General features: G+C 62.0%; 13 protein-coding genes and 1 pseudogene. 6 read left to right on the top strand and 8 right to left on the bottom strand.

Annotated features, from left to right (window positions below; genetic code table 11):
- Positions 1 to 7 precede the first annotated feature (7 nt).
- The 6 genes and pseudogenes from ASG79_RS20890 to ASG79_RS23635 form a co-directional block, all read left to right on the top strand.
- Positions 8 to 355, top strand: a pseudogene (locus ASG79_RS20890) (acetyl-CoA C-acyltransferase); the annotation flags it as partial.
- Positions 352 to 1,314, top strand: coding sequence for a glycerate kinase (locus tag ASG79_RS20885; RefSeq protein ID WP_056393751.1), 963 nt, complete (start codon positions 352 to 354; stop codon positions 1,312 to 1,314). The pseudogene ASG79_RS20890 and the gene ASG79_RS20885, both read left to right, overlap by 4 nt.
- 696 nt (positions 1,315 to 2,010) lie before the next feature.
- A complete protein-coding gene (locus tag ASG79_RS24225) occupies positions 2,011 to 2,520 on the top strand; it encodes a hypothetical protein (protein WP_235509886.1) in 510 nt (169 codons plus the stop codon).
- A complete protein-coding gene (gene mobF / locus ASG79_RS20875) occupies positions 2,517 to 6,080 on the top strand; it encodes a MobF family relaxase (protein WP_235509885.1) in 3,564 nt (1,187 codons plus the stop codon). Before ASG79_RS24225 ends, mobF begins: the two co-directional genes overlap by 4 nt.
- 616 nt (positions 6,081 to 6,696) lie before the next feature.
- Positions 6,697 to 6,981 carry a hypothetical protein gene (locus ASG79_RS20870; RefSeq protein WP_056393744.1) on the top strand — a complete coding sequence of 95 codons (285 nt, stop codon included), beginning with the start codon at positions 6,697 to 6,699 and terminating at the stop codon, positions 6,979 to 6,981.
- A 95-nt stretch (positions 6,982 to 7,076) separates the two neighbouring features.
- Positions 7,077 to 7,220 (top strand): hypothetical protein, encoded by a 144-nt coding sequence (locus tag ASG79_RS23635; protein WP_156400252.1) that lies wholly within the window; start codon positions 7,077 to 7,079, stop codon positions 7,218 to 7,220.
- A gap of 87 nt (positions 7,221 to 7,307) precedes the next feature.
- Here ASG79_RS23635 and ASG79_RS20865 read toward each other — a convergent pair whose 3' ends face one another.
- From ASG79_RS20865 to ASG79_RS20830, 8 genes are all read right to left on the bottom strand, one after another.
- A complete protein-coding gene (locus tag ASG79_RS20865; protein ID WP_056393742.1) occupies positions 7,308 to 7,811 on the bottom strand; it encodes a single-stranded DNA-binding protein in 504 nt (167 codons plus the stop codon).
- A gap of 57 nt (positions 7,812 to 7,868) precedes the next feature.
- A complete protein-coding gene (locus ASG79_RS20860) occupies positions 7,869 to 8,951 on the bottom strand; it encodes an ArdC-like ssDNA-binding domain-containing protein (RefSeq protein ID WP_056393740.1) in 1,083 nt (360 codons plus the stop codon).
- A 162-nt stretch (positions 8,952 to 9,113) separates the two neighbouring features.
- Complete coding sequence (locus ASG79_RS20855) at positions 9,114 to 9,626, bottom strand: hypothetical protein (RefSeq protein ID WP_056393738.1); 513 nt, start codon at positions 9,624 to 9,626, stop codon at positions 9,114 to 9,116.
- Entirely contained in the window at positions 9,613 to 11,343 is a 1,731-nt protein-coding gene (locus tag ASG79_RS20850) for a type IV secretory system conjugative DNA transfer family protein (RefSeq protein WP_162256836.1), read from the bottom strand. Before ASG79_RS20850 ends, ASG79_RS20855 begins: the two co-directional genes overlap by 14 nt.
- Positions 11,344 to 11,432: 89 nt before the next feature.
- A complete protein-coding gene (locus ASG79_RS20845; RefSeq protein WP_056393734.1) occupies positions 11,433 to 12,677 on the bottom strand; it encodes a hypothetical protein in 1,245 nt (414 codons plus the stop codon).
- A 197-nt stretch (positions 12,678 to 12,874) separates the two neighbouring features.
- On the bottom strand, positions 12,875 to 14,371 hold the full coding sequence (locus ASG79_RS20840; RefSeq protein ID WP_056393732.1) for an SCO6880 family protein: 1,497 nt from the start codon (positions 14,369 to 14,371) through the stop codon (positions 12,875 to 12,877).
- Positions 14,364 to 15,728: a type IV secretion system protein gene (locus tag ASG79_RS20835; RefSeq protein WP_082581853.1), complete on the bottom strand. Its 1,365-nt coding sequence runs from the start codon at positions 15,726 to 15,728 to the stop codon at positions 14,364 to 14,366. Before ASG79_RS20835 ends, ASG79_RS20840 begins: the two co-directional genes overlap by 8 nt.
- A gap of 3 nt (positions 15,729 to 15,731) precedes the next feature.
- Positions 15,732 to 16,019, bottom strand: a complete 288-nt coding sequence (locus ASG79_RS20830) for a hypothetical protein (RefSeq protein WP_056393728.1) — start codon at positions 16,017 to 16,019, stop codon at positions 15,732 to 15,734.
- Between the last annotated feature and the right edge of the window lie 294 nt (positions 16,020 to 16,313).

The raw sequence follows: 16,313 nt of genomic DNA, 5'->3' as shown, positions 1-16,313 counted from the left end.
GCCCGACGTTGCCGGACCTGACTCGACACTTCAGCACCAACCCGCGCGGGCCATCGCACAGGCAGCCGCCAAAACAAGACTGACAGCAGCCGACTTCGATCTGATCGAAATCAATGAAGCCTTCGCCCTTGTCGCACTCGACAGCGCCGCCGCTCCTAACATCCCTGCAGAGAAAATCAACGCCAACGGGGGTGCCATCGCTCTCGGACATCCCATCGGCGCGTCCGGAGCCCGCCTGGTCCTGCACACCGGTTTGGAGCTGGGCCGCCGCGGGACAGGACGAGTCGCTGCGCTGTGTGGCGGAGGCGGACAAGGCGATGCCATGGTCCTGTACGGACCGGACCAGACCGCATGATTCTCGTTGCGCCGGACAGCTTCAAAGGCACCTACACCGCAGCCGAAGTCGCAGCCCACATCGCCAACGGGATAAGGTCCGTCGGCGGAACAGCTCTGGAGATGCCCGTCGCCGACGGCGGCGAGGGGACTTTTGATGTCATCTTCCAAGGACTACGGGCCCAACCACTCACCGTCAGCACCGTCGGTCCTTGGGGTGACGAAGCTAAAGCGGTCATCGGTCTTACACAAAACGGGACAGCCATTGTTGAACTGGCCTCGGCCAGTGGCCTGACCATGCCCACGGAGCAGACACGGGACCCCTTGACCGCCAACACATACGGCACAGGACTCCTGATCGCTGAAGCAGTCCGGCAGGGAGCCCAAAGGATTCTTGTCGCCGCCGGCGGGTCAGCAACAACAGATGGCGGTGCCGGAGCCATCACCGCCATCGAAGAGGCCGGCGGACTACGCGGAGCCCAACTAGTCGTCCTGTCCGACGTCACCACCAAATTCTCCGACGCGGCCCGAGTCTTCGGTCCGCAGAAAGGAGCCGACCCGGCCACCGTCGACATCCTGACACAGCGACTAGAGCGACTCGCCGAAACCCTAAAACGCGACCCCAGGAAAGTCGACAGGGCCGGGGCGGCCGGCGGTTTCGCGGGCGGCATGTGGGCACAGTACGAGGCGTCACTAGTCTCCGGCGCGGACTACATCCTCGACCTACTGCAGGCCGATGAGCACATCGCCGCCAGTGAAGCAGTCATCGTCGGCGAAGGCCGACTCGACTCCCAAACAGGCCAAGGCAAAACTATTTCCGGGATACTCGCCCGCAGCCGCGGCGTACCCGTCTACGCAGTAGTCGGGTCAACACACGAAGACCTCGGGAGCTACGCCAGCAACTTCGCCGACATCATCACCGCCAGCGACGGACCCGGGATGATTGCCGCAGGCGCCCACATAGCAGCCAAAAAACGGTAACAACACCCGTCTTCGCCGTATCCTGAAAGGACACCACGGAGCCGATCCTCACCAGGTCCTGACTTGAGCAGTGCCACCAGCGTGAAAAAAGCAGCAACCCGAACCGTTCCGCAACGTTGACATAATCTTGTCGGGACACCACGGCGAGCCCGTATTGGGAAGCAGTCATAGCGAATTTCGAACTACTCGTGCCCGTGTGCGAGGGCGGTAGGACCAAGGTTTCTGGTTTGATTACACCCCAAACTGACGTAAGGAAACGCTGAAAAGACCGTCAGAATAGGGTGCGAAAGCTGGTTTCTACACATGCCCAGTGAAAAGTCTTAGATCCAAATGTGACTGCCGTCCCTGTTGCTTAGCTTGTGTCGGCGGGTGCCTGGCAATTGTGCAACGGCGTGTTGCGCAATTGTCCAGATGCCGTCTGGACAATTTAGAATCCGAGCTGCACGTGGGCCTCCGCCTGTTCGAGCCGTGCCTGTCCTCGAATCTGCGGCAATAGTGCCACAAGCTGTGGGGCTATTCAGGGGTTCCGCCTCATCCTCCACACACCCAGCGTCGATACCGATGCCACAGTTGTCGCTGGCCTACCACCTGCCCATCACGATTCAACCGTTCACACCTCTGGCATCCAAGGTCATCAGCGTGAGGACAGCTCACGTCCGGTCATGTCGAAACCGGGGCCCGGACTGATGAACCATCGTGACCGTCAAGATTTGCGAAGAGTGCACGATGGGCTTCGAGCCTGCCCGCAAAAGCCAGCGCTTCTGTTCAACCCGCTGCGGCGACAGGAAACGGGATCGTATACGTCGAACTCCGCGCCGTCCCGCAGTGGCGGTAGAGGCTGACGCCGGAGCCGTAGTTCCCAAGGATGAGCTGAAGGCTTTGCAGCGCCAGTTGGCAACTGGAACAAGGAACTGTCAGCGGCGTGTCGAGATTCTCCAGTCCAAGCTCCGCTCCCAGTCCTGTGAGATTGATCGGCTTGAAGCCGAGAACTCAGAGCAGCGTCGAAACAACAATGTCCTCCAGCTCGAAGTAGCCCGGCTGAAGCGTGCGCAACGGACCAACGTGCAGGACCTCGCGCATCTCGTAGCGTGGCTGGTCTCGCTTGCGAACGCAAAAGGCGTCGCCCTGGACCCCGCAACGCTGGACATCCTCAACCGCCGCGGATGGCATCCATCCAAGCGCCAGTCAAGAGCGGCGCGGCCATGACGATGTCCATCGCGCGCCTCTCGGCACAATCAGGTCTGCGCTACCTGTTCAAGACCACGATGATGAATGACCTCACCGCCGCTCCCCCGGACGCCACCACCTACTACATGAAAGCCGGAACGCCCGAAGGCCGATGGATCGGCAGCGGACTATCAGGCATCAACAGAAGAGCCGGCGACGTCGTCGCCGAAACAGACGCGAAAGCAGTGTTCGACTTAGCCGTACATCCGGACACCAGCACACCGCTGGGCCGCCCGCACAGCCAACCCACCGCCGTCGAAAACAAAACCGGCCCACCAACGGTGAGGCACGCCGTCGTTGGTTTCGACCTGACCTTCAGCGTGCCCAAGTCAGTGTCAGTCCTCTGGGCGCTCAGCCCTCGCAGCACGCAGGACCTAATCCTCCGCGTGCACCACGAAGCAGTGAAAGCAACACTTGCCTGGTTGGAAGAGCAGGTCATCCACACCCGCGCCGGACGAAACGGCGTCGCCCACGTCGGCACAAGGGGCGCCATCGCCGCCGCCTTCGACCACTGGGAATCTCGCACCGGCGACCCGCAACTCCACACCCACCTTGTCATCGCCAACCGCATCCAGCGCATCACTGATGGAGCTTGGGTCACCCTTGACTCCCGCACGCTCTACAAGGCTGCCGTCGCCGCCAGCGAACACTACAACGGACTCCTCTTTGACGCCCTTCACTGCCACCTTGACAGCGACACGGACATCCGCGTCCCCGTCATCAACACGGGCAATCCCAGCCAGCAGCTCACCGGGATCGATGAGGACCTCATCCGTGAGTTCTCCAACCGGTCCCGGCTGATCAACGTGGAAACAGATCGCCTCGTCGCGGAGTGGATAACGGAACACGGCCGTCCGCCAACCACAACAACGGTCATCAAGCTGCGGCAGCAAGCGACCCTGGCCACACGCGTCCCCAAGTCCGAGCTGCCCACGCCCCTGCACAAGCTATCCAGAGAATGGAAGGCACGCGCCACTGCCAGAGGATTCCCACCGGACGACGTTATCGCGGCAACGATCAACCGCTCCAGAATCGCCCCATTTGGCTTCCGTGACTTCACCTCTGACTGGATCTGCGCCGTCGCATCCCTGACCCGTGAGCGGGTCGCTCACAAACGCTCCACCTGGAACCGCTGGAATCTCCTTGCGGAAGCCGAACGCGTCTGCGCCCAAGTGCGTTGCCGCACGGCGGCGGACAGGAGCACGCTCATGGACGCCGTCGCCACCGCGGCCGAGCAGCAGTCCGTGCCTCTGAATGATTACCGCTACACCGTCTCTGCTGACGCCGCGGCAGACGTCCGGCATGGACCACGAAGCGTCTTCGACTTTCACGGATCGCGCCTCTACACCGATACGTCCACGCTCGCCTGCGAGGACGCGGTCATGGCAGCAAGGAACGACGACGGCGGCCCGGCAGTCCGCGCAGACGTCATCATGGGTCTCCTTGACCAAGTCCAACAGCCAGAGAGCCGATTGCTTCACTCCGACCAGCGTGCCGCCGTTGCCGACGTAGTCCTAAGCGGCAACCGACTCGACGCCGTCGTGGGGCCAGCGGGCACGGGAAAGACGACGACGTTAAGTGCAGTGAAGGCAGTATGGGAAGCGGAGTACGGCCCCGGCAGCGTTGTGGGGCTGGCCCCGGCTGCCGCGAGCGCCGAAGTGCTGGGCCGCGAACTCGCCATGACCACGGAGAACGTCACGAAGTGGCTGCACGAGTCGGCCGGCCAGGGGGCTAGTTCAAGGGCTGGGCGCTTCTTCAATGTGCAGTCGCAACTGACCACGGCTCCTGTCGGCGAGCGCTGGAGCATCGCATTAGCGCAGGAGGCTGCACGGCTCGCTGCCGTCCAGCAACGCTGGTGCTTTCATAGGAATCAACTTGTCATCCTCGATGAAGCGTCAATGGTCTCGACATTCCAACTTGCAGCTCTCGTACAGCAAGCTCAGGAAGCCGGCGCCAAGATCCTCCTTGTGGGAGACCCGGGACAGCTGGACGCCATTGACGCCGGTGGCATGCTTGGCTGGCTGGACCGGCAAGGGAAGGCAACACGGCTCAGCACCATCTGGAGATTCCATGAAGAGTGGGAGCGTGCGTCGTCACTCAAGCTCCGGAACGGTGACTACTCAGCCATCACCGACTACGCACACCATGGACGGATCCGGCACGGCACCTACCTGAATATGGCTGACCAGGCCTACCTCGCTTGGCAGGCAGATACCCGGGCAGGCAAGTCGTCCATCCTCATTGCCGCCGACAATGAAACGGTCGGCATGCTCAATGAACGGGCGCAGGCGGACCGCGTGGCGCAGGGTGAAGTGGACCCCGATCAGACGGCGCTCCTCAGCGATGGCCTACGTGCCGGTTCCGGTGACGCCATCATCGCCCGCGGAAATGATCGGCGGATCATTGATAGCAACGGCGGCTTTGTCCGTAATGGAACGCTATTCGACGTCGAAGGCATTCGGTGGCGCGAGGGCTCACTGCTTGCAGTGCGGCGCGACACGGGCGCGAGCGTCCTACTCCCCCGGGCGTATCTGGAGACATCCGTCGAGCTGGGCTATGCAACAACGGCACACCGTTCCCAGGGCCTTACGGTGGACACAGGCCACACCGTGATCACTCAGGGCCGGCTCACCCGCGAGTTGCTGTATGTAAGCATGACCCGTGGCCGTTCCGGTAACTATGCCTACGTCAGCGAAGGTGACGACGCCGACCATTTAGCTGTCGATCCATCCATGCAGCTCTCATGGCAGGGAATCCTCGGCGAGGCACTCGCTGCGGAAGGCGCTGAACGTACCGCCCACGAGGTGCGTGACGCGGAACTTAGGAAGGCAGACAGCCTTGAGCGGCTTTACGCGGAGTATGACTACCTCGCGCAGATCGCGGCAGGACTGGATCTTAGGCAGCAGTTGGACGAACATGCCCCTGGCATCTCAGAGGAATTCGAACAATCTCCGTCGTGGGGCGCAGCTGTCGCGGCATGGCGGAAAGCCACAGCCGTCAGCCGGCAGGATACCGAGCGCATACTGAGCCAGTTCTGCCAGGAAACTAGGAGTGCCAATGATCGCTGCGCTGTCCTCAGCGTGCGCTTACGCCGGTTCATGAAAGGAAGGACGACGGCGGTTGAGGAACCTCTGGTTGAAAAGCTCACCATTCCGCGCCCTGACTTAGCGTCAATGATTCAGCAGGTCAGGGTACGTATCTCCCAAAGGACGGAGACCGTGAGCATGGCAGCGCTGACAGCCGATCCTGAGTGGAAACGTGCTTTGCTTGAAGCCGTCGGAGATAGCGACAGCGGCGAAACTTGGCAGCTGGTCCGTGACGTTGCGGTCTTTCGCGACAGGTGGGCGCTGCCGGACTCTCCCCTCCCCCTGGGTCCGTCTCCCGCGGATTACGAATGGGAACAACGGGGCCAGCGTGAACGAATCAACGCAGCAATTATCAATGCTCATCGCCGTGGCACCGCTCAACTAGATGACTCACCTTTGGATTCAGCCCTTTCTCAGCAAGTCGTCCTTACAGGTGCCGGCTGGCAGCTCTAATCTGGTAGGGAGGTAATGCGAATGGTCGTCAATCCGGCGGTAAGACCCAAGGTAGCGACAACCGGACTAGTGATAGCCAGCGCGGTTGTCTTCATAGTCTTTGCCTTCTCATTCGTAGCTTTGGCTGCCACGGAACTTCCTCTCGTCATGAAGGTCATCGTTGGCAGCTTGTTGCTGGCAACTGTTCTAGTGCTGGCGCTGTTATGGGGGAAAAGATCCGCCCGACGGCGAACCTGGCTGGCTAACGCAGCAAACAGATGGCGATCCTTTGACAACGCTAAGCTGGCCAGCGGGACCACGACAGAGGTGACCCTCCTCAGCGTCGACGCGGTGCAACCCACCGGCACGTGGGTCACCATCATGTGGAACCGCTTCAACCACGTTCAGCGTGCCTGGATAGAAGCACTACCCGAACCACTATGGCCAGGATCCGTCCTGCTCATCGCCCCCGACCCCACTCAAGTAATGCCCAGCACACCATGGCCAGAGACGTATTTCATTCGAGCCGCGGACTGCTTAGCTTGGGCACCCGCCGAAGGCCGGAGCCCCTAAGCGGCATCTACTGTTATGCGCTCCGGCGATCCAAAGATTCGAACGTATGTTCTAAAATGGATTCATGATCAAGTCCGGCTCCCCTGAAGATGTCGAGCGAATGATGATTCGCATGGACGCCGAAGCAAGCCGGCCGATAGACGACCCGGCACCTATCCGAGAATTCCCGAAGTATGGGCGTCCGCTTGTGTACGTCAGCGGAATTTACGGCAAAGCGGTCGGGTGGACCCACAAGTACGGCCTCATCGAGTGGCTGGATACTTCCGGCAAATACCACATGGGTTGGGCGCATTCCTCGAGCATCAGGCGTGTAAAGCCTGATGAGTGGAAGGGCAGTAGTGCGCTGTAGTTGGCCGCCAGCCCGGCGACGCTCTTGTAATCATCGGGTAGCGCCCTGCGTGTCGAAGAAACGCAAGGCTCGCGGTCGTGCCTAGGGCCGTGGGCATGGAAAGAGATCCCTCAGGTGAGCTGAGAGGACAGACGTCGATCAACGATCTTCTCGACCAGCCGGTCGGCGCCGCACCGGTCCAGCTCGCGCTGCCGATCCTGGTGCAGGTGAAGCCTGGACAATTCCGCCGGCTGTCTTAGAGCGGCTGCCGAAAGCGTCGGAGCGTTGACAAAGTGATGGCCTGGTCCAAAAGAGGATCAGGCCATCACACTTCCAGCAGCAGTCAGCTACATACTTATGTCAGCCCGCGCCGGCCCGCCTAAAGGGGGTGCGGCCACCGGACCTTTCGTAGCGATGCTGTAAGCAGGTTGAGCCGCTTCAGGCGCCGCTTGCAGACCCGCGTCGACCGCAGCTTCCGGGCCGGCTGCCGCCCGTGGGGAGCGCTGGTAAGCGGCTGTCCCGAACCGAAGGTCAGGACCGATCGTTTCAGCAACAATCCGACGAGCTTCCCGCCGCTCACCATCCTTTTCGAACGCGCGGAACTCGAGTTCACCCGACACCGTTACCGGGTCCCCCTTCTTGAGGGAGTTCGAAGCGTTCTCTGCGAGCGCTCGGAACGCGGATACGTTGTGGAAGACCGGGTCTCCGTCGTGCCAGCTTCCGTCTGCTCCCTGAATCCGCTGGTTCACCGCTACGCGCAGTTTGGTATGCGCAACCCCGGACTCACCGTAGGTGAGCTCAGGGTCCGCGACGAGGTTTCCGGCAATGTTAACCGGAATCTTGGTACTCATATCTTCTGCCCTTTCTTTCGCAGACGGGTCTCTCCCGTCCAACACTTCGCGGTCGCCCTACGGGCCGGAAATCTCCAACCCTCGGGATGGTCCGCCCGGCTGCTGCAGGCCAAAGTACGAATCCTGGCCCTGCACCCGGGGCGAGACTTCAGCAGTGGGAACCTTCCCGCCAAAACCCGGAGGATTCGTCGATTCGAGGATGTCCTTGCTTGCCGCCGTGACGCGGCCTAAGACCGACTTCGCAATATCCACCCGCAAGGCGGGTTGCTTCGCAGACGAGTTGTTCACAGCGGTTGAATGCTCCGCTTCAATCACTGCATCAGCCCAGCCGGACAGGTAGCTTGCTGACTGCGGACCCCGTTCGACGCCATGAGCCTTGAGGATCGTGTACGCCACAGACTCGGCCTCGACTTCGGCAAGGCCGCGGTGGTCAATGCTGCTTCCGTACAGCTTTCCCAGTTTGTCGTCGGGCCCGTGCAGCAGGACATGGCCGAGCTCGTGTGCCAGGACGGCGACGCGCTCCTCCGCGCTCAGCCAGCCGCCCACTTGAACTTGGCGCTGTGAAAAGTCAGTGAAGCCGCTCGTCAGCCCGAACTGCGCATCGGTGACCTGGATCGAGAAGCCGTGCGTGCGGGCAACACTAGCCAGCGACTCCCATAGGTGTAGCGCGTCGAAGGTCGGGGCATCACTCGGCCTTGGAACCAGCAGCGGAGCCCCCTGGGTCTGCGAAACGTCGAAGACTGCCTGCCCGCGCCAACCCGTGATGAGGGTCTTCTTCCCCTCGTCGATAGCCCCCTTGGGAAGTTGGTCGCCGAGAGGAATGCGCTGGCGCGTACCGTCGGGCAGCAGCATCTGCTGCACACGGGCAGTCCGAGGTGCAATGACCCACAGGGCCTGCTCGCCACGAAGGACAGTGCGGCCGTGTCGTTCCCATTCCTTATACCCGGCGACGAGCGTCGGCTCGTCCGTACCCCGCTGCGCCATCTGCATCATGAGCAAGGCGACGTTGCCGCCTGAGTACCGCCACAAATTGGCTGAGGCATCGAGCAGAACCTGCCACTGTGAAGGTGACTCGACTGCCGCCTCCAGGATCGAGTGCAGGCCATCCATCAAAGAGGCGATTCGCTCCTCGGGCGCCATACGGCGAGCGCCAATGCTGGCTTCCGGAGAGCTCTGCTCAGGCAAAATGCTAGATGGAACTTCAGGTGTAGCGGCCACGACAGCCACCCTTCATGCTTCTTGGACCGCAGCATCGCTGCGCAGACACCTGTTCATGGTTAAGCACCTCAAGAGCGACATGACTCAGAAGTCAGCAACCAATTGATGAGCAGCCTTCCGCCACTCAACAAAGTCAGGGTCGTCACCAGACAGGATTCGAGGCGCAGGCTCCTTGTGTGCCTGCAGCCCTACACATCCGGCAGTCCTGGTGTGCATCCGCAAGCGTTCGACGGCGTGCGGGAGCCTTTCGTGAAAGGCAAGCGGTCCGAAGCCCGGGTCATCTTGGGTGTAGGAGGCAAGCTCGGCGCGGTGAAGCGCATACAACTCAGCCACAATCTCGGGGTGACGCCACCAGCAGTCAGGTATGACCGACGTCGTCAGCTGATAAGTCGAGACAAGCCATCGCACCCATGAGAAAAGGGCACCCCAGACTTCCTGGGACTGCTCCGTAGTCATTTCCCGCCAACGGCGGGTCACGCTCTTGGAAGCCGCTGAAGCGCCAAAAGCGGATCTAAACAACTGTGCGGTGATCTCGTCGTCCCCGAAGGAACCAGCAGACGGAACATCGAACTCCTCGGTCTCGTCATGGCTGCGCATCCGACGCCCCTTTTGTCTTTTGCTGACGCTCCCTGTGCCCGTCGGCCAAGATGCGCTCCATCTCCGCCTTCAAGCGGCGCAGCTCCCCTGCGTCCTTACGCTTGTGCCACTCGAGTAGGTCGAGCAGGATCGGTCGAGTCCGCCGCCCAAGCATGAGCGCGGTGCCAGCGGGCAGGCGCCGAATCTCGTCCAGAGCAATCACAGGACTTTCCCGTATCTGCTCCCCGTCCTGCCGGCCAGCGGAAGACCAGGACCGCGTGGTGAGGGTGAGGCTCCTCTCCCCCAGCAATCCGGCGAGCGAACGCAGGTCCCGTTCGTCAGATCCGCCGCCAAAGATCACTTTGATGATCGCCGAGTCCCAGATGGTCGATGCCTCATCAATGGACCAGCCCGAACGGGCCTGGGACAACGACTGCAAAACGACGAGCGTTGAGATCCCGATACCGCCGCCGTCGGACAGCGCCACAGGCAGCCCGGGCCATGGGGCCAGGTTGGCGATTTCGTCGAGGATCAAGGAAAGAGGTGGCTCCAGCCGTCCTCCTGGCGATACGAAGGCCATTTCCCGCGCTGCATTGTCGATGTCGTCAATCAGCGCGGACAAGTACGGCCCTGCGGCAGCGGCTCCAGCCCGAGTGCCAATCAGGTACAGAGTTCCCCGCTCCCGGATGAAGGCTTTCGGATCAAACTCTTCAGACCCATCCTGCGGATTCAGTGCAGCGAGCACTTTGGGCGATGACAGAGGCGCCACCGCCGCCGAAACTCCAATCCACGAATTGGACGTGTTCCGCGGGTCGTCCTCCAGGATGCCCATCAGGTCGGCCTGCCAACCCAGCGCCGCGCCCGGCTGACCCAGCACCTCTAGTGCTTCCCGTGCCAGTACCGGACTGGAAGACCAGCGTCGGAAAGCCGTCACTCCCTCGCCGCACAGCGCCGCTGCATGCAGCAGACACTGAAGAACGATCAGCGAGCGCTTCTGCCACGCTGCGTTCTCCCCCTTCATCTCGGTATCCGCGGTGATGACCAACGCCCGCCTGGTGGCAATATCAGGATCCTCACACCCGCGTACCGGCGACCAGCGAAGCGACGACGGAATTCCCGACATGCCCTGCGGATCAAAAACAGTGACGGGCCGGCCTCCGGATGCCCGTGCCTTCATCGTCACCACGAGGTTGTCCGCGCGCGTTGATGTCGTGACGACAGCACCCGGCGCATCAAGGATGGCGTTGATGACGACGTAAAGCCCCTTCCCGGATCGCGGAGCACCTTGAATCACCATCGACTCTTCCGTGGACACATGGACGGTGACCCCTCGGGAGCGGCCCAGCGTCCACGAAACGTCCTGCACCGAAGGGTTTACGAGTCCTGGACGCGTGAACTTCCCTCTTTTCCGCACGGCCTTCGCCCCAAAATCGTGAAGAATCTCCGCACGTCGGGCAACGCCGTCGCGGTTCAGGATGTCTTGGCGCAGCCAACCGCCCGATTGATTCCATCGCCGCCAAAGGACCACCGCACAGACGGCGAGCGCAGCAACCAGCAGTAGAACCGGGGCCAGAACCCACCAGACGCTGTCTGTGCCAAGCACACAATCAGCGCGGCGAACAATGATCCAGTCCATTCTGTTGGCGATCAGTCCGACAGCGGCGGCAGGGTTGAAGGGCGACGGCGGCATGGTGCCGCACTGCCAAGAGCCAGCCACGTTCGCTGCTGCCTGCACCACTGCGCAGAGACTGACGTAGGCTGCGGCGGCGACAAGCCCAGCGGTAACCAAAGGGTTGTCGCTTGCCCCCCGCGAGCTCGCTGGCCTTCTCATAGCATCCTGTCGTCTGTCCCGAAGACAGCGAGTTCGTCGGTGGTCACCCGGTTGGCAACGATGAAGGAGCGGTTGCCCACTTTCCATAGGCCGACGCCCTTCGGAAGGTTCTCGACATGCTCGCACTCCGCTTCGGTCAGGCCAAGTGCTTCCTTGGTCAGGCGCATCGCATCGTGCTTCTGCCGGTAGATGACCCTGGTGTCAGCCTCAGTCAGCAGGCCCAGTGCTTTCTGTCGGTGTCCACTCGTGCTGTCACCAATCTCATTGAGGTCGGCGACCTTGTGCATGATGAGCAGGTTTGCGATCCCGTAGGTTCTGGCCAGCCGCCACTGCTCGCTCATCTTTGCCAACATGTACGGATCTGCAAGCATCCGCCACCCCTCGTCGTACACCACAAGCCGCTTCCCGCCGTCAGGGTTGGTGATCGCGGCTTCCAACCATGTGGCACCGCAGGCTGCGGCCAGCGAAAGCGCCTGCTCGGACGCGCCGATCAGCGCTGAGGTATCCATGACCATCATCGGGGCGTCAGCGTCGAAGGCCACAGTGGATGGCGCATCGAACATGCCTTCGAGGTCGCCGGAGACCGTACGTCGCAGGGAATGGCTGACGGCGGTTGCTCCATCCGTACCAACCAGGGCCGTCATCTCCTTCGACGGCTTGAGGAGGTGGTCCAGCACCATGGGCAGGGTCGGGTTCGAGTTCTCGGCCATGGTTTCCATGAGGGCGATGTCCAACGCCGTGTGCTCCACGGGGCGCAGGGGGGTGCCCTGCCGCATAAGCGAGACCAAGGCCCCAAGGAGATATCGACGCCGTTGCCTCACTACCGCCTGCCATTGAGCCTCGGTCAGGGCCGTGGAGCGGGGACCGGCGTCGAGGGGATTCACCCGGGCGGGACGGCCCGGGCCAATGGAAATGACCTTGCCGCCGACAGCCTCCGCTACAGCGACCCATTCGCCCTTGGGGTCAGACGCGACGGCTGCCTTTCGTCCTAAGGTGATTGACCGGGTTACGAGTGACTTGCCGCACATGGACTTGCCGGTGCCGACCGTTCCGATCACAACAATGGAGGGGCCGCTGATGATCCCCTTGTCGTACAAAATCCAGGGATCGTAGGAGAAGGCCCCGGACCCGAAAACGTCGGTGCCGATGTAGGTGCCCTCATGCCCCAGCCCCGATTCCGTAAGGAATGGGTAGGCGGCCGCAAACGTCAGGGTCGAAGCCCGGTGGGGCGCGGGCCGCAAGCGGTGTGGACCCCGCAGGGAGTTCGGCTCGTTACTCCCCCAGTCACCAGCAAGGCGAAACCCCTGCGAGTCGCGCTGCGTGTCCCCTAGTGCGGCACTCGCCCACCCTGCAGCAGGTGGTGCGGGCCGCCGTCGTGCCTTCCGTTCCGTCCGGTTCTTTCCCGACGGCAGGTACTCGAAGCTTTTCAATGCCTGTTTCAACGCAGTCCCCTTCCGAGCGGCAGGCCGCCGGCGACAAACGCGGCCCATTGCTGACCGTAGAGAAGCCGGAGCTCAACGAATGCTCCGGCGGAGGCGGATTCAAGTTCCTGGCGATGCCGTGCCAGGTCCTCCAGCGAAGTCGCCGTGACGGTAATGTAGGCCGCCGGGCGGACGTCACCATGGCCAGCGACGATGTCTTCCTCCCTCTGGATCACTTCTTCTTCCTCGGCCTTTTGCTCACGGGTGAGAGGTCTGTCGAAGCGGGCGTTGATGCGGCGGCGGGTTTCGTGCGCTTCCTGAGCGGAGCGGATGTCCCGGAGGGCATCAGCGGTAGGCACTGCCCGTATGACTTCCGTGAACGTGTGGTGGAATTCGCCCACGTAGATCAAGGGGTGCAGGAAGCCCGGGAAGACTTTCTGGCGCGGCCATTCAGCGATCCAGAAGGTCTGGTGGAACCCGCTGTCTGTCCGCAGGTAGGTCCAGTGTTCCTCTACGGCCATCGGGCCATGGCGGTGGAGGGTATCCATCGCCTGACTTACCGGTTCGTCCGACGGCGGGGCTTTCGACACCGGCGCTTTGCCGGTAGGCAAGGCAGCGGGATCTAAGGCGGCACCGATGATGCTCAGCAGTCCGGATTCCCCAATCCACTCATCCACCTTCACGCTGTGGGTAGCGAGCGACGTTTTCATCGCCTCGACTTCCAGCCGCAGGACACGTTCCAGGCCTACCAGTCCCCCGCCTGACTCCTTGATCCGCCGACGAGCCTTGCTTGTGTCCAGGACAACCGCCACCAGCAGCTCATGGCTCATGGTTGCCCCGGCCGCCCCCAGCAAGTCCTCGTACGCGCGTTGTCCCCACGCGGCCTTCTCGCTGGCTTGTGCCGGCATGGCGTTGTCTTTGTAAAACTCCCAAAGCGCAGACGATGGATAGGGCACTGTGTAATCCTGGACGGCAATCCTGGCCACGCCTGGCCGCTGGGCCATGCCGGCTTGCACACGTGACCAGGCCTGGACCGCCCAGGCTTTGTCATCTGCATCCAGCAGTGCAAACGATCGCGTGCTGCAGCTCAAGACTGCGATTGCCTCCCTGCCGTGGCGGTCGACCATGAAGCATTCACCGTTGGCGGTTGTTCGGATCTCCAGGTTGCCGAGGCCGCCCGGGAGAGCCAGACGACCAGCGAGTTGCGGGACCGCGGGCTTTGCAAGGAACCTTGTTTGTCCTGCCGCTGCCCGATAGAAGAACACAACGAGCTGTTTCGCCCATGCCGGATAAGGGATGCGGGAATATTGAAGGAGCCCCAGCAGCATAAGCCCAAGCCACAGGGGTCCGGAGGAGAACAGGCCAACCGGCCCACTACTCGCGGAAGCCACGATGGCAACCGCCCCTCCCCCTGCGACAATCAGCAACTGGTACCACTTGAGCCCGAGGAAGAACCCTCGACGCTCGTATCTCGGGAATTTGACGGCCTCAAGGGCACGCGCATCTTCAGACATGCGGAGTACCTCCATTCGGAGGGTTGATTCTCGTTGGATGGGGAGGCCGCACCGTCGGAGGGGCCGGTGTGCTCGCGGTCGGTTGCGCTCGCGGTTCGCCATCTCCGAGTGGGGCCTGCTGCGTAGCTGCTCGAGCAGTAGCGCTTTGTTCGTGAGGGTCTATTCCCATTAAGGCCCGCGACTCTGGCGGGTGAAAGACGTGCGGCACTCCAGCGGAGGACCTAGTGCCTGAGGCCAGTGCGCCGCCGTCGACATGTGGCGACGGCACGCCGGAGTGGACAGCCGGTGCCAACACTTGTGTCGGAAAGGGGTTACGGCTTGAGCTTATTGGCCGAGTCATTGCGGAGCGGCTCATCAGGCTCGCGAGTGTAAGGTGGCCCCCGGCCTGTCGACTGATCTGACGAGCCGCGATGCTGCTGCTCCGGGACAGGACATGGCCGCCACCGGCGGTTTGGGCTGCTGCTGCAAGTTCCCCGCCCGCGAAGCTAACCAGGCGTAGGGCCATCAACGGTGCACCGCAGGCCAGAACCATGCCCACAGTTCCGGCTGCCAATCCTGAGAAGGACTTGGACTCGGCAAAGAGCTTCACCGCAACGGCCAAGACCGTTCCGGCCAAGGGTTTCGCCAGCACCAGGGCAGTGACCACCTCGCACCAGCGGCGGGACCAGGACTTTGTCTTGTCCCAGGGCAGCAGCATCAGGGCAACCGGCGCGACGGCCGCCAACACGACGAGTGCAAAGGAGCGAAAGATCATCGAGCACATCAGGATGAAGGCAAGTATCCACACGACAATGACGGCCATCACTGTAACGATGACGGCACCGACGGGGCCGCCAGTTGTCCCGGGAGCAAGCGAGACTAAGTTCCATTGCCGACCACTTCCTTCTGGTGCCCGTTCAAATCCGAAAAGCCTCATGAACACGAGGTATGGGTCCGAGCCGATCGATGCGAGCAGCGCGGCAGAGGCTGAGTCGCTCGCGCGCGTCAGTTGCCGAACGAGATACACGGCAGCCCCGACAAGTGGGATGGCCGCAGCGCCGCCGAGCATCGCCCGTCCGATCCGTCGTGGCTGCTGGCTGACTAGGCCCGACAGGACCTGGAGGATCATCACGACCACGAGCGGCGTCAGCATGACAATCACCCACCAGCTCGTCAACCCCTCGATCGAGAGCCACTGGGAGTCGTCGATATCCGACACTGAGAAGGCGCCGGTAATGAAGGCCCAAAGCCAGGAAGCCATGTTTTGCAGGATGTTGGCGAAGAGAGACGTGACTGCGCCCAGGGCATTGTCGTTCGCTTGTGAGATCAAACCGCAGCCGGGCGGCCACCATCCATTGAGATCGCACTCAACAGGCATGAGCTAAAACCCAAGCGGGAAGGCCGTCTGCGACCAGAGAATATAGCCGTTGATGCCGCCGAGAATGGCTGCCACCGGGCCGGTCCAGAGGAGGATCACTCCGCCGCCGGAGGCAAGACGAGATGACTGGCTCAGCTTGCCGGCCAACAGCATTGCGGCACCAATAATTGCCACGATTGCGATGATGATGAAGGCGCCGACGAGGATGCCGCCTCCGATCTGTTTGAGCGATTCCAGGAAGGGAAAGCTAGCGTTCGGGGTGATCCCGGGGTCCACCGCTGCAAAGTACATGGGTGCTCCGTCCGTTTTGTTCCATGGAGTGAGCAGATGAGCTCACGGGTTCATGGAAGTGGCGGGCCGGAGCGACATGACTCCGCTGGCGATCACACTTCTGTAAGCGGCAGAGCACCAGACTCGCAATGACCCCAGAGAAAGTTCGATACAGATGTGGGTCAACAAGAAAGTTTGAGTCGATCTAGCTTTGCCGCCGTGCACACGGTGTTGCACACGCCTTCATGATGCTGTCTCATCAGTTCGCTGCATGGTCGCTTCAGCGCCCCACAATATCGTGGCAGCCCGCGATGA

Origin of the sequence: Arthrobacter sp. Soil761 (genome assembly GCF_001428325.1) — a bacterium.
Classification (GTDB): Bacteria; Actinomycetota; Actinomycetes; order Actinomycetales; family Micrococcaceae; genus Arthrobacter.
This window is presented reverse-complemented; position numbering and strand designations above follow the sequence as displayed.